We start from the raw sequence: 19,313 nt of genomic DNA, 5'->3' as shown, positions 1-19,313 counted from the left end.
CGAACTCAGGACTTAATGTTGAAATCCTGGACTTTATCGGCGTTATCCTGAGTAATCAGGATGCCGCGGAACATCACGCGCTGTTTAGCCGGCTTTTCGCCTTTTTGCAGGTAATTATCCAGATCGGTGACGCCCTGAGCGGCGATGGCCTGCGCCTGCAGCATCACGGTCGCCTGCAGGGTGCCGGCCTTCACGGCGTCGCGCTCATCGTTGCTGCCGTCGATGCCGACGACGATCACATCGCTGCGGTTGGCCGCCTTCAGCGCCGCAATCGCGCCGAGGGCCACCGGCCCGTTGCCGCAGATCACGCCTTTCACGTCCGGGTGAGCCTGCAGAATGCTGTCCATGATGCGCTTGCCGTCGATCAGGGTGCCTTTGGCATCCTGTTTGGCTACGCTGACCATATCCGGATACTGGTCAATGACCTGATGGAAAGATTTAGAACGGGTGACACAGTTATTATCGGCGAGGTTGCAGGTCAGCTCGGCGTATTTGCCTTTCTCCGCCATCTTCTCGACGAAGACGTTGGCGACCTCGGAGCCGGCCTGGAAGTTATTGTGGGTAATTTGTTCCAGCGCCACATCATCAACCGGAATTTCACGGTTAATTAAGACCACCGGAATGCCGGCTTTTTTGGCCTTTTCAATGGCGGCGACGCTGGCGGTGGAGTCGGCGTTATCAAGAATAATGCCCTGCACCTTTTTACCAATGGCGGTGTCGATAAGCTCATTCTGCTTTTTGACATCTTCGCCATGGGACAGCACGGTGGTTTTATAGCCGAGAGCTTGCGCTTTTTCACTGGCGCCTTTGGCTTCCGAGGCGTAATACGGGTTATCCAGCGAGTTGACCATGATCATAATGGTGCCTTTCTCCGCGGCGTGCGCGGCAAAGGATAAGGCGGTCAGGGTAGCAGCGGTTAAAAGGGTTTTACGTAATTTCATGACTCTGTTCCTGTATTTTTATATTCGAACAAATGAGCCCCTGAGCGGGCAGGCTTTTACGGTCTGAAATTTCCCCTGAATACATTCAGGGTTAGCGATATCGTTATGGGCCGGGTTTCTCCTGTAATAAGTGAATGCATGTCGTCGCGCAGTCCGGCGGTCAGGCTGGCGAGTCCGGTTTCCATAATGTTCGGTCGACCGCATGGCGCCACTCCTGCCAGCGAGTTTGCAAGCGCTGGTGGCGGGCCATGTCGGGCTGAAAGGTGCTGTGTTCGGTTAAGAAGGCCTGCAGGTCGGCGGTCGACCCCGGATGGAGCGCTTTGCGCGCCAGCAACGCTGCGCCGATGGCGGACAGCTCCGGTACGTCGCTGCGCATCACCGGGCAGCCGAGCAGATCGGCCTGGTATTGCATCAGCCAGTCATTGTTGGTCGGCCCGCCGTCCACCATCAGCGCCGTTAGGGTAAACTCTTCATGTTGCCGCATCGCCACCACCACGTCGGCAATCTGATAGGTGATGGATTCCAGCGCCGCGCGGATCAGATGCGCGCGTTTCACCCCGCGACTCAGGCCGCAGATCACGCCGCGGGCGCTGTCGTCCCACCAGGGGGCGCCGAGGCCGGTCAGCGCCGGCACGAAGTACACCCCGAGGGTCGAATCAACGGAGGCGGGAAGGGTGTTCAGCTCATGGGCCAGCTCGGCGGCAGAGAGCTCGCTCAGGCCAGTGCTGTCCGCCATCCAGGCGACGGCATCGCCGGTGTGGGGAATATTACCTTCCAGACCCCACACCAGCTGGTCGCCATCGTGCCAGGCGACAGTGGTCGCCAGCGCCTCGATATCGCACTGCGCCGATTTGACTGGCGCCATCACCGATGAACCGGTGCCGTAAGTGGCTTTCACGCAGCCCGCTTCGCCGAGCGCGTGGCCGAACAGCGCCGCGTGGGAGTCGCCGATCATCGCCATAATGGGAATACCGTCCGGAATGGCGGCCAGCCCTTTGGTATGGCCGAAGAGGCCGCTCGACGGTTTAATTTCTGGTAACGCCGCGCGCGGAATGCCGAACAGCGCCAGCATCTCGTCGTCCCACTCGCCGCGGTGCAGATTCAACAACTGGGTGCGGGCGGCATTGGAGTAGTCGCAGCAGAAGGCGTCTCCGGCGGTCAGATTCCACAGCAGCCAGCTGTCGATGGTGCCGAGGCAAATCTCGCCGCGTTCGGCGCGCAGGTGGCCATCGGCAGTCGCATCCAGCAGCCAGCGCATTTTGGAGGCCGAGAACAGCGGGGCGATCGGCAGGCCGGTGGCCTGTTTAATCCGCTGTTCCTGACGATCGTGACGCAGCGTGTCGCAGAACGCGGCGCTGCGGGTGCATTGCCAGGTGATGGCCGCGTTAATCGGTTCGCCGCTGTCGCGATACCAGCCGATGGCGGTTTCCCGCTGGTTGCTGATGGCCAGCGCGGCGACGTTTTCCGCGCCGACGTGGGCTATCGCACTGGCGATCACCGCCAGCGAGGCGGCCACCAGCGCCTCGCCCGACTGCTCCACCCAGCCGTCGCGCGGCGTTTGGATCGCCAGCGGCTGCGAGAATTTGACGATAACCTTACCCTGGCTATCCAGCACCACCGCTTTGGCGTTGGTGGTGCCTTCATCCAGGGCAATGATGAACTCTTTTGCTGTCGCCTGCATCGTGCTCTCCTCGGTCACCCGGTGTCCTGGAACAGCGGAGACGGGATCTTTTCCACCGTCTCATGCGTCTACGCAGGCCATGATGTGACATTTCGTTATCATCTTTTTAATCACTGAATATATATTCGATAGTGATTATTTATTTGATACCTTAAGCCACAAACCCGGTGACGGGCTACCGGAAAAATCATCAATTGTGCTGGCAATCACATTTCGCCGATCGGCAAAAGCGGCGGCAGGCGGCTGGGTTGGTTGACTAAATTATTGAATTTAAATGTATTAACAGAGCCAGCCCTGAGGTTAAAAAAGCACGTCAGGGCGGCAGAGAGGAAAAACAGCGCGGCAGGTTAGTCGCTGACCAGCATGCGGGCGGTAGGATAATCGGTGATTAAAACGTCAATGTAGCCGCCGGTAAGGGCGCCTTTGATGGCCGCGACTTTGTCAGTGCCACCGGCCAGCGCGACGACGTTCGGGCATTTTTTGACCTTTTCCAGCGCCATGCCGATAACCGGATCTTCATCATCGCGTAACACCGGATGGCCGTTTTTGTCGTAGTAGTGCAGGCAGATATCGCCCACCGCGCCGCGCGCCGCCAGCACCTGCAGCATATCTTCGTGATAGTAGTTCCCGGAGGTTTTCAGCAGCTGGGAGGGTTCGAGAATGCCGATGCCGACGATGGCGATATCCACCTCGTCAAAGCGCGACACCACGTCCGCGACGTCCTTGCTGGCCAGCAGCCGGTTGCGCTCCTCCATGGATCCCTCAATGCTCTGCGACGGCAGCAGCCAGGCGTCGCAGTTCAGGCGCTGGGCGAGGGTCTGGGTAAGAATCGTCGCCTGCACGTTACCGTTGGGCCCGACGCCGCCGAGCAGCTGGATCACGCCGCTGGCCTTCAGGTTCTGCGCATGAACTTCATCGACCATCGCGCGAATGGTTGAGCTCCAGGAGGAGACGCCAATCAGATCTTTTGGCCGCAGACGGGTTTCCAGATAGTGGGCGGCGGCGGAGCCAATCGCCCGCTTAATGGTGTGATCGCTGGCCTCTTCTTCGGTATCCACCACCACCGCCTGCTTAAGACCATAGCGATCCTCAAGCCCTTTTTCGAGCTTCAGAAAAATGTTTGACGGCTGTACGACGCTGATTTTGACGACGCCCTCTTTCTGGCAGCGGGTGATGGCGCGGGAGACAAATGACTGTGAGAGCGAGAGAAGTTGGGCGATATCAGACTGCTTTCGTCCTTCCAGGTAGTAAAGCGTGGCAATCTTAACCAATAGCCGTTGTTCATCCTGCTTAGCCATATTAATCCTCGAAAATCATTTATCGCCTGTGTTCAGGCGCTTAGCGGCAGCCATTTTATTTAGGGTATAGAGGCTTCTATCATACGCGAAAAAAAATCACACTTAAGTGTGACAGGCGTCTAACTTTTGCCAATCCTCAAAATCGACTATGGACAAAAACAAAACAGCCAGGTCATAATCGAATAAAGAATCATCATTGAATATATATTCAAGGCGATTTCAAGTCAATGTGTTTCTCCGGGCTAAGTCCGGAGCGGGAGGCAGAATGTTCCTGAGTAGGGCGCTGTGGCAGAAGGCTTACCACCCGGCATAGGGATATCTGGTTTTTTTAGTTCTTGCTGGAATAAATATTCCATGCTGAAAATAAATTCAGAGGTGTGAAATGAATCCCTACAGATTTGATATTCAGACGCTGGAGCGTAAAGCCCGCGCGGTGCGGCGCCACATTGTGCGCTTAAACGCCAATAGTCCGGCCGGCGGCCACACCGGGGCCGACCTTTCGCAGGTCGAACTGTTAACCGCGCTCTATTTCCGGGTCCTCAACGTGGCGGCGGATCGGCTCGACGACCCGCAGCGCGATATCTACATCCAGTCGAAAGGCCACGCAGTGGGCTGCTACTACTGCGTCCTGGCGGAAGCCGGCTTCTTCCCGGTGGAGTGGCTGGAGACTTACCAGCATGCCAATTCCCATCTCCCTGGCCACCCGGTGCGGCAGAAAACGCCGGGTATTGAGCTGAACACCGGCGCGCTGGGCCACGGTTTGCCTGTTGCGGTGGGGCTGGCGCTGGCCGCGAAGAAAAGCAACAGCACCCGCCGCATTTTTTTGATCACCGGCGATGGCGAACTGGCGGAAGGCAGTAACTGGGAAGCCGCCCTGGCGGCGGCGCACTACGGGCTGGATAACCTGGTCATTATTAATGATAAGAACAACCTCCAGCTGGCCGGGCCGACGCGCGAAATCATGAATACCGATCCGCTGGCCGACAAATGGCGCGCCTTCGGCATGGAGGTCAGCGAATGCCAGGGTAACGATATGGCCTCGGTGGTCGCGGCCATCGAGGGGCTGCAGCAGAAGGGTAAACCAAACGTCATTATTGCCAACACCACGAAAGGCGCGGGGATCTCCTTTATCCAGGGGCGCCCGGAGTGGCACCACCGGGTGCCGAAAGGTGAAGAGATCGCTCTGGCGCTGGAGGAACTGAAAGATGAGTAATGCAGAACACCTGGCTAACGTCATGGTCGAGGCCTTTATCGCCGCCGTGGAAAGCGGTGTCGATCTGGTGCCGGTGGTGGCCGACTCCACGTCGACGGCTAAAATCGCCCCCTTTATTAAGCAATTTCCCGGCCGGCTGGTGAACGTCGGCATCGCTGAGCAGAGTATGGTCGGCACCGCCGCCGGTCTGGCGCTGGGCGGCAAAGTGGCGGTGACCTGTAACGCCGCGCCGTTTCTTATTTCGCGGGCCAATGAGCAAATCAAAGTGGATGTCTGTTACAACAACACCAACGTGAAGCTGTTTGGCCTTAACGCCGGGGCCAGCTACGGTCCGCTGGCCAGCACCCACCATGCGATTGACGATCTGGCGGTGATGCGCGGCTTCGGCAATATCCAGATCTTCGCCCCCTCCACGCCGCGCGAATGTCGGCAGATTATCGACTATGCCCTTGCTTATCAGGGGCCGGTCTATATTCGCCTCGATGGCAAGGCGCTGCCGGAGCTGCTTGACGAGTCGTATCGCTTTGTTCCCGGCGCCGTGCTGACTCTGCGCGAAGGCGAGGACGTCGCACTGGTAGCCACCGGTTCGACAGTGCATGAGGTAGTGGAGGCGGCGCAGCAGCTTGCCGACCTCGGCGTTCAGGCGAAAGTGGTCAGCGTGCCGTCGATCCGCCCCTGCGATACCGCCGCGCTGCTGGCGGCGCTGAAGCCGTGCAAAGCGGTGATCACCGTCGAAGAGCATAACGTCAACGGCGGGCTGGGCAGCCTGGTGGCCGAGGTGCTGGCGGAAGCGGGCGTGGGCATTGCCCTGCAGCGGTTGGGGATCCCGGACGGGGAGTACGCCGCCGCCGCCGATCGCGGCTGGATGCGCCAACACCACGGGTTTGATGCCGCCGCCATCGTCGCCCGGGTGCAAAACAGGGGCTGATGGTCTGAACGCCCGTCGCGTGAAGCGCGGGCGTTTACTGCTGCAATGCGCAAAGCGTGACGACCTGCTCCTCCGACGCTGTCCAGTACAGCGGATAGCGTTGCCCCGCAAACCGAAGCGCTAAGGTGCTTGCCGTTATTTCCACGATCTGGAAATCGGTGAACCCCAGCGCGCGCTGGCCTGCCGTCGGCGTCGCCTTAAACCCACTCTCTTTCGCCGAAAAGGCCAGCGTCAGCGCCAGCGGGAAGGGCAGGCCGCTGTGCAATAGCACCTTTTTTTCCGCCTCGTTGATAATGCTGCTCTCCAGCTCCGCCGCCAGCTGTGGAGTAAACCGGCGCTCGATGTCGACGCCCACCGGCCGGTCAGCGACCACCGCCAGCGCGCGCTGGCCGCAGTGGCTGATACTACCGAACCAGGGCGCGGGCCACAGCGGCTGGCGCCGATCGCCAATCGCGGGAGGCTGTTTTTCTCCCACCTCGCGCAGGGCGTACACCGCGGCGATGCGCCCGGCCAGGTGCTCCGCCTGCCGCTTGCGGCCCCAGCCGCTCAGGCTGGCGTGGTAGGGCAACCACAACAGATCGGCAGCCTGAAAAGTCGCCGGGTCGAAGTCGACGTGCTGCAGCGTATAGCCGGCCAGCGGCAGGGGGGCGTGATGGATGCGCATAGGGCAAGAATACCGTGGTTGTCCCCGCCCTTTATCCTGCAAGGGCGGGGCAGGGAGAACCCGCTATCAGAAGTGGGTGTTGACGCTCATATACCAGGTGCGGCCCGATTCGTTGTAGGTCTCGGCGCCGGCGCCGTACATCGTGCCGGTGGCGCCCCCGGTGGTCTGGGCGTTGCCCGCGCGCCAGTGGCGCTTGTCGAAGACGTTATCCACGCCGCCGGTCAGACTAACGTATTTGGTCACGTCCCAGGTCGCGCTCAGGCCGAGGATGCTGTAGGGGCTGACCTCGTTCTTCTCGCTGCCGGTGACCGGTTGACCCTTATAGTTGTACTTCTTCGGCTCCTGTTTGCCGTACCAGGTAAAGGTCGACTGCAGCGAAACGTCATCGCGTACCTGCCAGCTCAGCGTGGAGTTCAGCGTGTATTCCGGGATAATCGACAGCCGATCGCCGGTCTCTTTATTCTTACTCTGCAGCATGTAGGTGATGTTGTTGGTCCAGTTCACGGTCTCGCTCACCGGGACGTTCAGCGTACCTTCCAGGCCTTCCACCACCGCTTTCGGCACGTTTTCCCACTGGTAGAGATCGGTACCTTTACCGTTTTGATAGACCGGAGCATAGCCTGCTTCAATCTTGTTGCGGTAATCGTTGCGGAACCAGGTCACGCCCGCCAGCCAGCCGTCGCGTTTAAACTCGAGGCCAATCTCTTTGTTGATGCTGGTCTCGGCTTTTAAATCTTCATTCCCCTGCAGATAGCAGCCGTCTTTACTGGCGTAGCAGCCCTGGCCTTTGCTGTAGAGAATGTAGTTCGGGTTGGTCTGATACAGGCTCGGCGCTTTATAGGCACGGGCGATACCCATCTTCAGCGTGAAGTCGTCCCACAGGCCCTGAGACAGATTGAGGGACGGGCTCCAGTTGTTGCCGACGATGCTGTGATGATCGAAACGCAGCGCCGGGGTCAGCATGGTGGTGTCGGTCAGCTCCATGTTGTTCTCAGCGAACAGGGAGAAGATCTCCGCCTTCGAGTAGGGGCTGCGGCCGGTGCTGTCGTAGCCCGGAATTTCTCCCCCCGACAGCGCCTGGGTGTTGGAGGCCTTATCCTTCATGCGCTGCTGGTTCCACTCGCTGCCCAGCGTCAGGTTCTGATTAACCAGATAGTCGAACGGGATGCTGACTTCGCTGTGCAGCATCACATCCGCCAGATCGATATCCGTAAACTGGTTGCTGTTGAAGATCCCCTCGGTCCCCCCGGCGAGGCCTTCGCCTTTGCGCGAGTTGCGGGTACGTTCGTACTGCGCCCAGTTGCTGGTGGTCACCCCGTTGTCCCAGGCGCCGTTCCAGGTGACCGAGTAGGTGTTGCGGTACAGACGGTTGGTCTCTTTGCCGTAGTTCTCTTTTACCAGGTCGTTGGAGTTGGTGTTCTGGGTGTCGCCTGCGTAGAGGTTGCCCTGGCGGCTATAGCCGGCCTCAAACTCCAGCGACTGCATCGGGGCGAATTCCCAGCGCACCAGACCATCGATGTTTTTATTTTTTACCCCTTCGCGCCCGGCCGGCAGGGTGTCGGCATAGATCCCGGTACGTTCGGACTGATGGCCCTGGTTGATGTCCCAGGCGTCGGCCTGGGTTTTGTCGAGGTTACCGAACAGGCGGAAGCTGAAATCGCCGCCCAGCGGGCCGCTGAGGCTGAAGTTGGTGCGCTTGGTGGAGCCTTCGTCTTTGTGCTCCGGGGCGTTCATATAGGTGTTCCAGGAGCCGTGCCACTCATCGCCGGTTTTTTTAGTGATGATATTCACCACGCCGCCGGCGGCGCCGTTGCCGTAGCGGGCGGCGGCCGGGCCGCGAATCACTTCGATGCGTTCGATCATCTCCGGCGGCACCCAGCTGGTGTCGCCGCGGGTGTCGCGCTCGCCGCGCCAGCCGAGACGCACGGAGTTGCGGCTGGTGACCGGCTTGCCGTCGATCAGGATTAGGGTATTTTCCGGGCCCATGCCGCGGATATCAATCTGGCGGTTATTCCCGCGCTGGCCGCTGGTGGAGTTGCCGGTCAGGTTGACCCCCGGCATGGTGCGAATGATCTCCGAGACGTCGCGCGCCGGCGGACGTTTGCGGATCTCATCGGCGGTGATGGTGGAGACGCCCGGCGCCTGCAGGTTCTGCTCGGCGGCGGTGACCACCATGGTCTCTTCCGCGGCGCTGTTTTTATCGTCGGTGGCGGTTTCCGCTGCGCTTAACGGAAAAGCAACCCCGTAAATTCCCAGATTGACCAGCAAGGCCAGGGATTTGATCCTGTTATTCATTGTTATTCCTGCTTTTTTGTCGCCACGTTCCCCAAACGCCCCTTCCCACCGGGAGGGGAGGCGGCATAAATGTTGCCGGAAGAGGGCAAAGGCACTCCGTCGCTAGCTGAATAAGCTCTCTTCGACATGTGTTGTGAAAGACGCGCTTCCCACGGCGCGCTAATACGCTATTGCAAATGCAAATAGTTATCAATAATATTATCAATAAAGAATGACAATTAATTAAAAAAGTCACGCGATACATAGGGTTAATGACTGAATGTTAACGACAGGAAGCGAGGAGTGGTGGCGAACCCTGCAGGGGCCGCAGTCCCGGGCGGTGGATGACGCCATCGAGGTGACGTTCTGGTGGCGGGATCTGGCGGGGGATGAAACGCGTTCTCCGCGCCGTCGGGTATGGCTCTATATCACCGGCGTGACCGACCACCATCAAAATGCGCGACCGCAATCGCTGCAACGTCTGCCCGGGACCGACGCCTGGTGCTGGCGAACCACGCTGTCGCCGACCTGGCGCGGCAGCTACTGCTTTATTCCCTCCGACCGTGACGATGATTTTTCCCCTGAGGTGTTCAGCGCCGATAAGCCGGACCGCGCGCTGCTGCGCGAAGGCTGGCGCAAACTGCTGCCGCGGGCGATAGCCGATCCGCTGAACCCGCACAGCTGGCGTGGCGGACGCGGCCATGGCGTCTCCGCCCTGGAGATGCCGCAGGCGCCGGCGCAACCCGGCTGGGATCTGCTTAATGAGGCGCATCCTCCCGCCCGTTGCCTTGAGTGGCGCAGCGCGCGTCTGGGCAACCATCGCCGGGTCTGGATCTACACCCCCGGCGAGGCCGTCGACCCGCAAACGCGGCCCCTGGCGATCCTGCTTGACGGCCAGTTCTGGGCCGAAAGCATGCCGGTGTGGTCGCCGCTGGCCGCGCTGACCCGCGGGGGGAGGCTGCCGCCGGCGGTCTACCTGCTGATCGACGCGATCGACAACCAGCGCCGCGGGGTTGAGCTGCCCTGTCATCGCGATTTCTGGCTGGCGGTGCAGGAGGAGCTCCTGCCGCTGGTCCGCGGTCACGTCCCGTTCAGCGACCGCCCGGAGCGGACGGTGGTGGCCGGGCAAAGCTTCGGCGGCCTGGCGGCAATGTTCGCCGCCCTCAACTGGCCGCAGCGCTTTGGCTGCGTGCTCAGCCAGTCAGGCTCCTACTGGTGGCCGCATCGCGATGGCAGCGGGACGGGCTTTATCGGCGAACGTCTCCGCCAGGGCGAGGCGTCCTCGGCCGGGCTGCGCATCTGGCTGGAAGCGGGCCAGCGTGAACCGATTATTTTTCGCGCCAACCAGGCGCTGCTGGCGCAACTTACCACAACGCAGCAGACGATTTTCTGGCGTCAGGTTGACGGCGGGCATGATGCGCTTTGCTGGCGCGGCGGGCTGACGGCGGGGCTGATCCAGCTCTGGCAGCCTCTGCTGTCGCCCCCTTAGCACAGCGCTTTACGACAGGAGTTTGATATGCAATTCAGTAACCCCTTCGACAATCCGCAAGGGCAGTTTTACATTCTGCGCAATGACCAGCGGCAGTTCAGCCTGTGGCCGGGGCATTGCGCGCTGCCTGCCGGCTGGACGGTGGTGTGTCCTCCGCAGTCGGTCGAGGCGTGCAACGCCTGGCTGGCGGCCAACTGGCCGACACTGACCCCCGCCCATCATGCGGCATAAGGAGCTGACCATGACCACTCGTTTACCGCTGGTTGCCGCGCAGCCGGGGATCTGGATGGCCGAGCGCCTCTCCACTCTGCCTGGCGCCTGGAGCGTGGCCCACTATGTTGAACTGCGCGGCGCGCTCGACCCGGCGCTGCTGGGTAAGGCGATTGTCGCCGGGCTGCAGCAGGCGGATACCCTCAGCCTGCGCTTTGAGGAAGAGGAAGGGGAAGTCTGGCAGTGGCTGGCGGCGGAACGCACCTTTGGCGAACCGCCGATCGTTGACCTGCGTACGGCGCCGGATCCGCACCGCGCCGCCACGGAGCGGATGCAGGCGGATCTGGCGCAGGATCTGCGCGTCGACGGCGGCAACCCGCTGGTGTGCCATCAGCTGCTGCGCGTCGGCGACGACCACTGGTACTGGTATCAGCGCTATCACCACTTGCTGGTGGATGGCTTCAGTTTCCCGGCGATTACCCGACAGATCGCCGCCATTTACCGCGCCTGGCAGCGTGGAGAAGCCACCCCGGAATCGCCTTTCACCCCCTTTGCTGAAGTGGTGGACGAGTACCAGCGCTACGCCGGCAGCGAGGCCTGGCAGCGGGATAAAGCCTTCTGGCAGGCCCAGCGCCAGGCGTTACCGGCTCCCGCCTCGCTCTCTGCCGCCCCGCTGGGCGGACGCGCCGCCGGGAGCGATATCTGGCGGATGAAGCTGGCGATGAACGCCGACGCCTTCCGCCGCCTGGCCGGCCATGCGCCGCAGTGTCAGCCCGCTGACCTGGCGCTGGCGCTCACCACGCTGTGGCTGGGCCGCCTGTGCAACCGGATGGACTACGCGGCGGGCTTTATCTTTATGCGCCGGATGGGCTCAGCGGCGCTGACCTCAACGGGGCCGGTGCTCAATGTCCTGCCTCTGGCGGTGCATATTGACGCCCAGGAGACGCTGGCGGATCTGGCGATGCGCCTCGCCGCGCAGCTGAAAAAGATGCGCCGCCATCAGCGCTATGACGCCGAGCAGATCGTCCGCGACAGCGGCAAAGCGGCCGGGGACGAACCGCTGTTCGGCCCGGTGCTGAACGTCAAAGTCTTTGATTACCAGGTGGATATCGACGGCGTCGAGGCGGTGACTCACACCCTCGCCACCGGCCCGGTCAACGATCTCGAGCTGGCGCTGTTCCCGGATGAGACCGGCGGGCTGTCGCTGGAGATCCTCGCTAACAAGGCCCGGTACGATGAAGCCGAGCTGCGTCGCCACATGGCGCGACTGACCGCGCTGCTGGCGCAGTTTGCTGCCGATCCGACGCTACGCTGCGGCGAAGCGGAGATGCTCTCCGCCGACGAGCAGGCCCGGCTGGCGGCGGTCAACGATACCGCTATGCCGCTGCCCGCCACCACCCTCAGCGCGCTGGTGGCCGACCAGGCGCGGAAGACCCCGGATGCTCCGGCGCTGGCGGATGCTAACTGGCAGTTCAGCTATCGTGAGATGCGTCAGCAGGTGGTGGCGCTCGCGCAGCTGCTGCGTCAGCGCGGCGTGAAGCCGGGCGACAGCGTGGCGGTGGCCCTGCCGCGATCGGTGTTCCTGACCCTGGCGCTGCACGGCATTGTCGAGGCGGGAGCCGCCTGGCTGCCGCTGGACACTGGCTACCCGGACGACCGCCTGCGGATGATGCTGGAAGACGCCCGGCCGTCGCTGCTGATCGCCACGGAGGAGCAGCTGGCCCGCTTCAGCGATATCCCCGGGCTGGAGAGCCTCTGCTACCAGCAGCCGCTGGCCGTTGCGGATGACGCGCCGCTGGCGCTGTCAAAACCGGAGCATACCGCCTATATCATCTTTACCTCTGGCTCCACCGGGCGGCCAAAAGGGGTGATGGTCGGCCAGACCGCCATCGTCAACCGCCTGCTGTGGATGCAGGATCGCTATCCGTTATCTGCCGACGACGTGGTGGCGCAGAAAACGCCGTGCAGTTTTGACGTTTCGGTGTGGGAGTTCTGGTGGCCGTTTATCGCCGGCGCGCAGCTGGTGATGGCCGAGCCGGAGGCGCACCGCGACCCGCAGGCGATGCAGCAGTTCTTCGCCCACTACGGCGTGACCACCACCCACTTTGTGCCGTCGATGCTGGCGGCGTTTGTCGCCTCGCTGGATGCCGACAGCGTGGCCGCCTGCCGCACGCTGCGGCGGGTATTCTGCAGCGGCGAAGCGCTGCCGACAGAATTGTGCCGCGAATGGGAGCGCTTGACCGGCGCGCCGCTGCATAACCTGTACGGCCCGACGGAAGCGGCGGTGGACGTCAGCTGGTATCCGGCCTGCGGGCCTGAGCTGGCGGCGGTGACCGGCAGCAGCGTGCCGATTGGCTGGCCGGTATGGAACACCGGGCTGCGCATTCTCGATGCCGCGATGCGCCCGGTGCCGCCGGGGGTGGCGGGGGATCTCTATCTCACCGGCATTCAGCTGGCGCAGGGCTATCTGGGGCGTCCGGACCTCACCGCCAGCCGCTTTATCGCCGACCCGTTTGCCCCCGGCGAGCGGATGTATCGCACCGGCGACGTGGCGCGCTGGCTGGCGAACGGCGCGGTGGAGTATCTTGGCCGCAGCGACGATCAGCTGAAGATCCGCGGGCAGCGCATCGAGCTTGGCGAGATTGACCGGGTGATGTCGGCCCTGCCGGACGTGGCGCAGGCGGTGAGTCATGCCTGCGTCTTCAACCAGGCGGCGGCGACCGGCGGCGATGCCCGGCAGCTGGTGGGCTATCTGGTCTCTGACTCCGGCCTGCCGCTGGATACCGCGGCGCTGAAAGCGCGGCTGGCGGAACAGCTGCCGCCGCATATGGTCCCGGTGGTGCTGATGCAGCTCCCCGACCTGCCGCTCAGCGCCAATGGCAAACTGGACCGCAAAGCGCTGCCGCTGCCGACCCTCGGCGGCGAGCGCAGCGGCCGGCCGCCGGAGCCCGGGATGGAAACCGTTGTCGCCGCCGCCTTCAGTCAGCTGCTGGGCTGCGAGGTGAATGATATCGACGCTGATTTCTTCGCCCTCGGCGGCCATTCGCTGCTGGCGATGCGCCTGGCGGCGCAGCTCAGCCGCCAGCTGGCGCGGCAGGTGACCCCGGGGCAGGTGATGGTGGCCTCGACGGTGGGCAAACTGAGCGCGCTGCTGGCCGCCGATCTCAGCGATGAGCAGGCTCAGCGCCTGGGGCTGGATGCGCTTCTGCCGCTGCGCGAGAGCGACGGCCCAACGCTGTTCTGTTTCCATCCGGCCTCCGGCTTCGCCTGGCAGTTCAGCGTGCTCGCGCGCTATCTCAGCCCGCGCTGGTCGATTACCGGTATTCAGTCGCCGCGCCCGCAGGGGCCGATGGCCGGCGCCGCCAGCCTCGACGAGGTGTGTGAGCATCATCTGCAAACGCTGTTGGCGCAGCAGCCGCACGGTCCTTATTATCTGTTCGGCTATTCGCTCGGCGGCACCTTAGCCCAGGGCATTGCCGCCCGCTTGCGCCAGCGCGGCGAAGCGGTGGCCTTCCTCGGCCTGCTGGATACCTGGCCGCCGGAGACGCAAAACTGGGCGGAGAAAGAGGCGAACGGGCTGGATCCGGCGGTGCTGGCGGAAATTGCCCGCGAGCGCGAAGCGTTCCTCGCCGCCCAGCAGGGGCAAGCCTCCGGCGAGCTGTTCAGCGCCATCGAAGGCAACTATGCCGACGCGGTGCGGCTGTTAACCACCGCGCACAGCGCGAAGTTTGACGGTAAGGCGACGCTGTTCGTGGCGGAGAAGACGCGGCAGGCGGGGATGGATCCGCAGGTCGTATGGGGCCCGTGGGTGGGCGAGCTGGAGGTGTTCAGCCAGAACTGCGCCCACGTCGACATTATCTCCCCGCAGGCCTTTGAAGCCATCGGCCCGGTAGTCAGGGAGATTCTGGGATAACGGTTGAGTTCGGGCTACAGCAGGTAGCCCGGCTCAGCGTCGCGCAAGCCGGGGAAAGGGGAAATTACCGGCGGCCCAGCGGCACCACCAGCGGCGTATGCGCCACCGGATCCTCAATGATCGTGCAGCGCAGACCGTAAATCCGTTCAATCAGATCCGCCGTGACGATCTCCTTCGGCGCCCCCTCGGCGACGATCTTACCGTCGCGCAGGGCGATCAGGTGGGTGGCGTAGCGGCAGGCCTGGTTAAGATCGTGCAGCACCGCCGCCAGGGTATAGCCCTTCTCGCGATTCAGCTCGCTCAACAGCTCCAGCAGGTCGATCTGATGGCTGATGTCCAGCCAGGTGGTCGGCTCATCCAGCAGCATAATCGCCGTCTCCTGGGCCAGCACCATCGCAATCCACGCCCGCTGCCGCTGGCCGCCGGAAAGCGTATCGACGCTCTGCAGCGCCAGGTCGCTGATCCCGGTGGCCCGCATCGCATTATTCACCGCCGCTTCATCTTCTTTGCGCCAGCGGGTGAACAGCGGCTGGTGCGGGTAGCGCCCGCGGGCCACCAGCTCCTGCACCGTAATATCGCCAGGGGTGGTGGCATTTTGCGCCAGCAAGCCGATGCGGCGGGCGACCTCTTTACTGGCGTACTGCTGGATCTGCGCGCCGTCGAGCCAGACATGGCCGCTGGCCGGCGTCATCAGACGGCTGAGGGTGCGCAGCAGCGTCGACTTGCCGCAGCCGTTGGGGCCGATAATGGCGGTGAAGTGGCCGTCAGGGATGGTCACGTTCAGCGACTCGGCGATGGTCTTGTTCCCGTAGGCCAGGGTTAACTGCTCGCCGCGCAAACGGGAGGGGACAGCACTCATTTTTTGCGGGACTCCTGAATCAACAATGCAATAAGGTAAATACCGCCGAGGCTGACGGTTAGTACGCCCACCGGCAGCTGCCAGGGCATAAACAGCCGCTGGGCGCCGTAATCGGCCAGCGCCAGCAGCAGCGCGCCGCACAGGGCCGACTGGCTCAATCCCCAGCGGGCCGTGCCGCTCAGGCGGCGGGCGATGTGCGGCGCCACCAGCGCGATAAATGAGATGGGCCCGGCCAGCGCCGTCGAGGCGGCGGTGAGCACCACCGCCACCAGCATCAGCAGCAGGCGCGAACGCTCAACCTGCACGCCCAGCGCGCAGGCGGTATCGTCGCCCATCTCCAGCAGCCGCATCCGACGAACCAGCAGGGCGCTGCCCACCAGCATCAGCAGGATCAGCGGCGCCGACGGCCAGGTTTTACCCCAGGTCAGGCCGTTAAGCGATCCGGCGTTCCACAGGCCCGCAGAAAGGGCGGTCTCCAGCGAGGCGCGCAGCAGCAGCCAGGTGTTGAAGGCTACCAGCATGGCGCGTACGCCGATGCCGATAATAATCAGGCGAAAGGTCTCGATCCCGTTGCGCCAGGCCAGCAGCCAGACCACCAGCGAGGTGAGTACCCCGCCGGCCATCGCCGCCAGGGCAATCGCCGTCAGGTTCTGGCCGAAGAGAACCATCGCCACCAGCACGCCGCTCCAGGCGCCGGTGTTAAAGCCCATCACGTCCGGGCTGCCGAGCGGGTTACGGGTCAGCGACTGGAAAATGGCGCCGCTGACGCCGAGCGCGGCGCCGATGAGCAGCGCCATTAACACCCGCGGCAGCCGCCATTCGTTCACCACCATCGCGACGTTGCGCGGCGCGTCGCCGAACAGGGCGGAGAAGACCTGGTCAATCGTTAGCGGCACCGGGCCTTGCGCCAGCCCGAGCAGGGAAATCAACAGGCTGGCGGCCAACAGCAGCAGACAGCTGGCTATCAGGCGGCGGGACGGGGCAATCACAGGCCACCTCCGCGCGGCTGGCGCCGCACCAGCCAGATCAGCACCGGCGCGCCGAGAAAGGCGCTCACCACCGATACCCGCAGTTCGCCGGGCACCAGCAGGCGGCCAATCACGTCGGCAAACAGCAGCAGGGCCGGGGTGGCCAGCAGGGTGACCGGCAGCGACCAGCGATGATCGGCCCCCACCAGCCAGCGGGCCATATGCGGCATCATCAGGCCGATAAAGGCGATCGGGCCGACCACGGCGGTGGCGCTGCCGCACAGGACGGTAATCACAATCAGGCCGATCAGCTGGGTGCGGGCGACGCGGCTGCCGAGGGCGGTGGCGGTATCGTTGCCGAGGCTCAGGCTGTTAAGCGCCCGGCTCAGCAGCAGGGCGGCGATCCCCGCCATCGCCACCGGCAGCAGGACAATTTTCAGCGTCTGCAGGGTGCGGATATCCAGCGAACCGGCCTGCCAGAAGCGCAGCTGATCGTAGACGTCCGGGTTGAGCAGGGCGATGCCGTTGGACAGCCCCTCCAGTACCGCCGCGAGGGCGACCCCGGCGAGGGTGAGGCGCACCGGGCTCAGCTGGCCGCCGCCCTGGCTGCCGGTGAAGGCCACCAGCAGCGAGGCGCAGAGCGCGCCGCAAAACGCCAGCAGCAGCTGTTCCTGCGGGGAGGTGATCCCGAACAGCGCAGCGCCGAGGACGATGGCGAAGCTGGCGCCGGAGTTGACCCCCAGCAGGCCGGGGTCGGCCAGCGGGTTACGGGTGAGCGTTTGCATCAGCGCGCCGGCGAGGCCGAGGGCGACGCCGGCCAGCAGACCGGCCAGGGTGCGCGGCAGGCGCGCGTCCAGCACGATGGTGCAGTCGGCGCTTTGACAGGTTCCGCTAAAGGCGGTGAATACCGTGCCGATCGGCAACGATTTGGCGCCGATGGTCAGGCTAAGCGCGGCGGCTAAGGCGAGTAACAGCAACAATCCGGGCACGGCGACAGAGCGTACCGCGGTCGTAGAAAACGACATAACTGACATCCCTGATATGATAATGATAGTAATTATCGTTATCGATTTTATTCAGCTATGGTAGCATGACCCACAGTAAAAAGGGTATTAAAAATAACGACAAGGCGCTGTAATGAACCGACAATCCTGGCTGCTCAACCTCAGCCTGCTGAAAACTCACCCGGCGTTTCGCGCCGTTTTTATCGCTCGCTTTATCTCTATTCTGTCGCTTGGCCTGCTGGGCGTGGCCATCCCGGTGCAGATCCAGATGATGACCCATTCGACCTGGCAGGTCGGGTTGTCGGTGACGCTGACTGGCGCGTCGATGTTTATTGGCCTGATGGTGGGGGGGGTACTGGCCGACCGCTATGAGCGCAAACGCCTGATCCTGCTGGCGCGCGGCACCTGCGGCGTGGGCTTTGTCGGCCTGTGTCTGAACGCCCTGCTGCCGGAGCCGTCGCTGGCGGCGATCTACCTGCTGGGGATCTGGGATGGGTTCTTCGCCTCGTTGGGGGTGACCGCGCTGCTGGCGGCGACGCCGGCGCTGGTGGGGCGGGAAAATCTGATGCAGGCCGGGGCCATCACTATGCTCACGGTGCGTCTGGGCTCGGTGATTTCGCCGATGATCGGCGGCCTGCTGCTGGCCTCCGGCGGCGTGGCCTGGAATTTCGGCCTGGCGGCGGCGGGGACCTTTATCACCACCTTAACCCTGCTGCGTCTGCCACAGCTGCCGCCGCCTCCGCAGCCGCGCGAGCATCCGCTGCGTTCCCTGCTGGCGGGGCTGACCTTCCTCTGCCAGAGTCCGCTTATCGGCGGGATTGCGCTGCTCGGCGGCCTGCTGACCATGGCCAGCGCGGTGCGGGTGCTCTATCCGGCGCTGGCCGGGAGCTGGCAGATGTCGGCAGGGCAGATTGGCCTGCTGTACGCCGCGATTCCGCTCGGCGCGGCGCTGGGGGCGTTGACCAGCGGCCAGCTGGCCCAGACCGTGCGGCCGGGTGCGCTGATGCTGGCGACGACGGTGTGCTCCTTTGTCGCCATTGCGCTGTTCAGCCTGATGCCGCACTGGGCGTTGGGCGCGCTGTGCCTGGCGCTGTTTGGCTGGCTGAGCGCTATTAGCTCGCTGCTGCAGTACACCCTGATCCAGACCCAGACGCCGGAACATATGCTCGGGCGAATTAACGGTCTGTGGACCGCGCAGAACGTTACCGGCGACGCCATCGGCGCGGCGCTGCTCGGCGGGTTAGGGGCGGTGATGACGCCGGTCGCTTCCGCCAGCGCCAGCGGCTGGGCGCTGGCCCTCGTCGGCGTGCTGCTGGTGGGGCTGCTACGCGAGCTGCGCCGTTTCCAGCGCCCGGAAATAGTCAACGAAAGCTGAGTACGGTGTGATTGCCCGGTGGCGGCTACGCCTTACCGGGCCTACGGTACGGCAGGCCGGTGCAAGCTCAGTAGGCCGGTGCAAGCGTAGCGCCGCCCGGCAAAGCGTTCCGACCGCATACTCGTCATGATGCCCGGTGGCGGCTGCGCCTTACCGGGCCTGGGGTACGGCAGGTCGGTGCAAGCTCAGTAGGCCGGACAAGCGCCGCGCCGCCCGGCAAGGTGTTCCGACCGCGTACCCGTCCTGATGCCCGGTGGCGGCTACGTCTTACCGGGCCGAAGGTCTGGCCTGGAGGGCGCAAGCATTGTAGGCCGGTGCAAGCGTAGCGCCGCCCGGCAATGTGTTCCGACCGCGTACCCGTCCTGATGCCCGGTGGCGGCTGCGCCTTACCGGGCCGAAGGTCTGGCCTGGAGGGCGCAAGCATTGTAGGCCGGTGCAAGCGTAGCGCCGCCCGGCAATGTGTTCCGACCGCGTACCCGTCCTGATGCCCGGTGGC

General features: G+C 63.4%; 14 protein-coding genes. 6 read left to right on the top strand and 8 right to left on the bottom strand.

The features are described 5' to 3' along the window. Nucleotides 1–5 precede the first annotated feature (5 nt). From AC6CWS_RS07390 to AC6CWS_RS07380, 3 genes are all read right to left on the bottom strand, one after another. A complete protein-coding gene (locus AC6CWS_RS07390) occupies nt 6–941 on the bottom strand; it encodes a D-ribose ABC transporter substrate-binding protein (protein ID WP_023288769.1) in 936 nt (311 codons plus the stop codon). A gap of 160 nt (nt 942–1,101) precedes the next feature. Beyond that, a complete protein-coding gene (locus tag AC6CWS_RS07385; protein ID WP_065882567.1) occupies nt 1,102–2,622 on the bottom strand; it encodes an FGGY family carbohydrate kinase in 1,521 nt (506 codons plus the stop codon). A gap of 347 nt (nt 2,623–2,969) precedes the next feature. Further along, a complete protein-coding gene (locus AC6CWS_RS07380; RefSeq protein WP_002893602.1) occupies nt 2,970–3,920 on the bottom strand; it encodes a sugar-binding transcriptional regulator in 951 nt (316 codons plus the stop codon). Between the two features lie 382 nt (nt 3,921–4,302). Between AC6CWS_RS07380 and AC6CWS_RS07375 the strand changes: the two genes are divergently transcribed. Next, nucleotides 4,303–5,133 carry a transketolase gene (locus AC6CWS_RS07375; RefSeq protein WP_032455056.1) on the top strand — a complete coding sequence of 277 codons (831 nt, stop codon included), beginning with the start codon at nt 4,303–4,305 and terminating at the stop codon, nt 5,131–5,133. Next, nucleotides 5,126–6,061 (top strand): transketolase family protein, encoded by a 936-nt coding sequence (locus AC6CWS_RS07370; RefSeq protein ID WP_032455057.1) that lies wholly within the window; start codon nt 5,126–5,128, stop codon nt 6,059–6,061. The genes AC6CWS_RS07375 and AC6CWS_RS07370 overlap by 8 nt, the downstream gene beginning before the upstream one ends. A gap of 34 nt (nt 6,062–6,095) precedes the next feature. Here AC6CWS_RS07370 and entD read toward each other — a convergent pair whose 3' ends face one another. Together entD and fepA are read right to left on the bottom strand one after the other, a co-directional pair. After that, the gene (gene entD, locus AC6CWS_RS07365; RefSeq protein WP_065882565.1) at nt 6,096–6,725 is read right to left on the bottom strand and encodes an enterobactin synthase subunit EntD; all 630 of its coding nucleotides are present in this window, start codon (nt 6,723–6,725) and stop codon (nt 6,096–6,098) included. Nucleotides 6,726–6,791: 66 nt separating this feature from the next. After that, the gene (gene fepA, locus AC6CWS_RS07360; protein ID WP_048296999.1) at nt 6,792–9,020 is read right to left on the bottom strand and encodes a siderophore enterobactin receptor FepA; all 2,229 of its coding nucleotides are present in this window, start codon (nt 9,018–9,020) and stop codon (nt 6,792–6,794) included. A 259-nt stretch (nt 9,021–9,279) separates the two neighbouring features. Here fepA and fes point away from each other — a divergent pair, with 259 nt between their 5' ends. From fes to entF, 3 genes are read left to right on the top strand one after another with little or no spacing between them, the layout of a single operon-like run. Next, the gene (fes, locus tag AC6CWS_RS07355) at nt 9,280–10,488 is read left to right on the top strand and encodes an enterochelin esterase (RefSeq protein WP_065882564.1); all 1,209 of its coding nucleotides are present in this window, start codon (nt 9,280–9,282) and stop codon (nt 10,486–10,488) included. 27 nt (nt 10,489–10,515) lie between these two features. Next, nucleotides 10,516–10,719 (top strand): MbtH family protein, encoded by a 204-nt coding sequence (locus AC6CWS_RS07350; RefSeq protein ID WP_032455062.1) that lies wholly within the window; start codon nt 10,516–10,518, stop codon nt 10,717–10,719. Nucleotides 10,720–10,729: 10 nt separating this feature from the next. Next, on the top strand, nt 10,730–14,611 hold the full coding sequence (gene entF / locus AC6CWS_RS07345) for an enterobactin non-ribosomal peptide synthetase EntF (RefSeq protein ID WP_065882563.1): 3,882 nt from the start codon (nt 10,730–10,732) through the stop codon (nt 14,609–14,611). 64 nt (nt 14,612–14,675) lie between these two features. On the opposite strand, the gene fepC is transcribed toward entF, so the two are convergent. From fepC to fepD, 3 genes are read right to left on the bottom strand one after another with little or no spacing between them, the layout of a single operon-like run. Further along, a complete protein-coding gene (gene fepC, locus AC6CWS_RS07340; protein ID WP_032455067.1) occupies nt 14,676–15,470 on the bottom strand; it encodes an iron-enterobactin ABC transporter ATP-binding protein in 795 nt (264 codons plus the stop codon). Beyond that, on the bottom strand, nt 15,467–16,459 hold the full coding sequence (gene fepG, locus AC6CWS_RS07335; RefSeq protein ID WP_065882562.1) for an iron-enterobactin ABC transporter permease: 993 nt from the start codon (nt 16,457–16,459) through the stop codon (nt 15,467–15,469). The genes fepC and fepG overlap by 4 nt, the downstream gene beginning before the upstream one ends. Beyond that, entirely contained in the window at nt 16,456–17,463 is a 1,008-nt protein-coding gene (gene fepD, locus AC6CWS_RS07330) for a Fe(3+)-siderophore ABC transporter permease (protein ID WP_023288781.1), read from the bottom strand. The genes fepG and fepD overlap by 4 nt, the downstream gene beginning before the upstream one ends. A gap of 112 nt (nt 17,464–17,575) precedes the next feature. Here fepD and entS point away from each other — a divergent pair, with 112 nt between their 5' ends. Then, on the top strand, nt 17,576–18,817 hold the full coding sequence (gene entS / locus AC6CWS_RS07325; protein ID WP_048334354.1) for an enterobactin transporter EntS: 1,242 nt from the start codon (nt 17,576–17,578) through the stop codon (nt 18,815–18,817). Nucleotides 18,818–19,313 lie beyond the last annotated feature (496 nt).

This window comes from Klebsiella sp. M041 (assembly GCF_059759695.1).
Note: the sequence above shows the minus strand (reverse complement) of the source record. Positions and strands in the feature narration are given on the sequence as shown.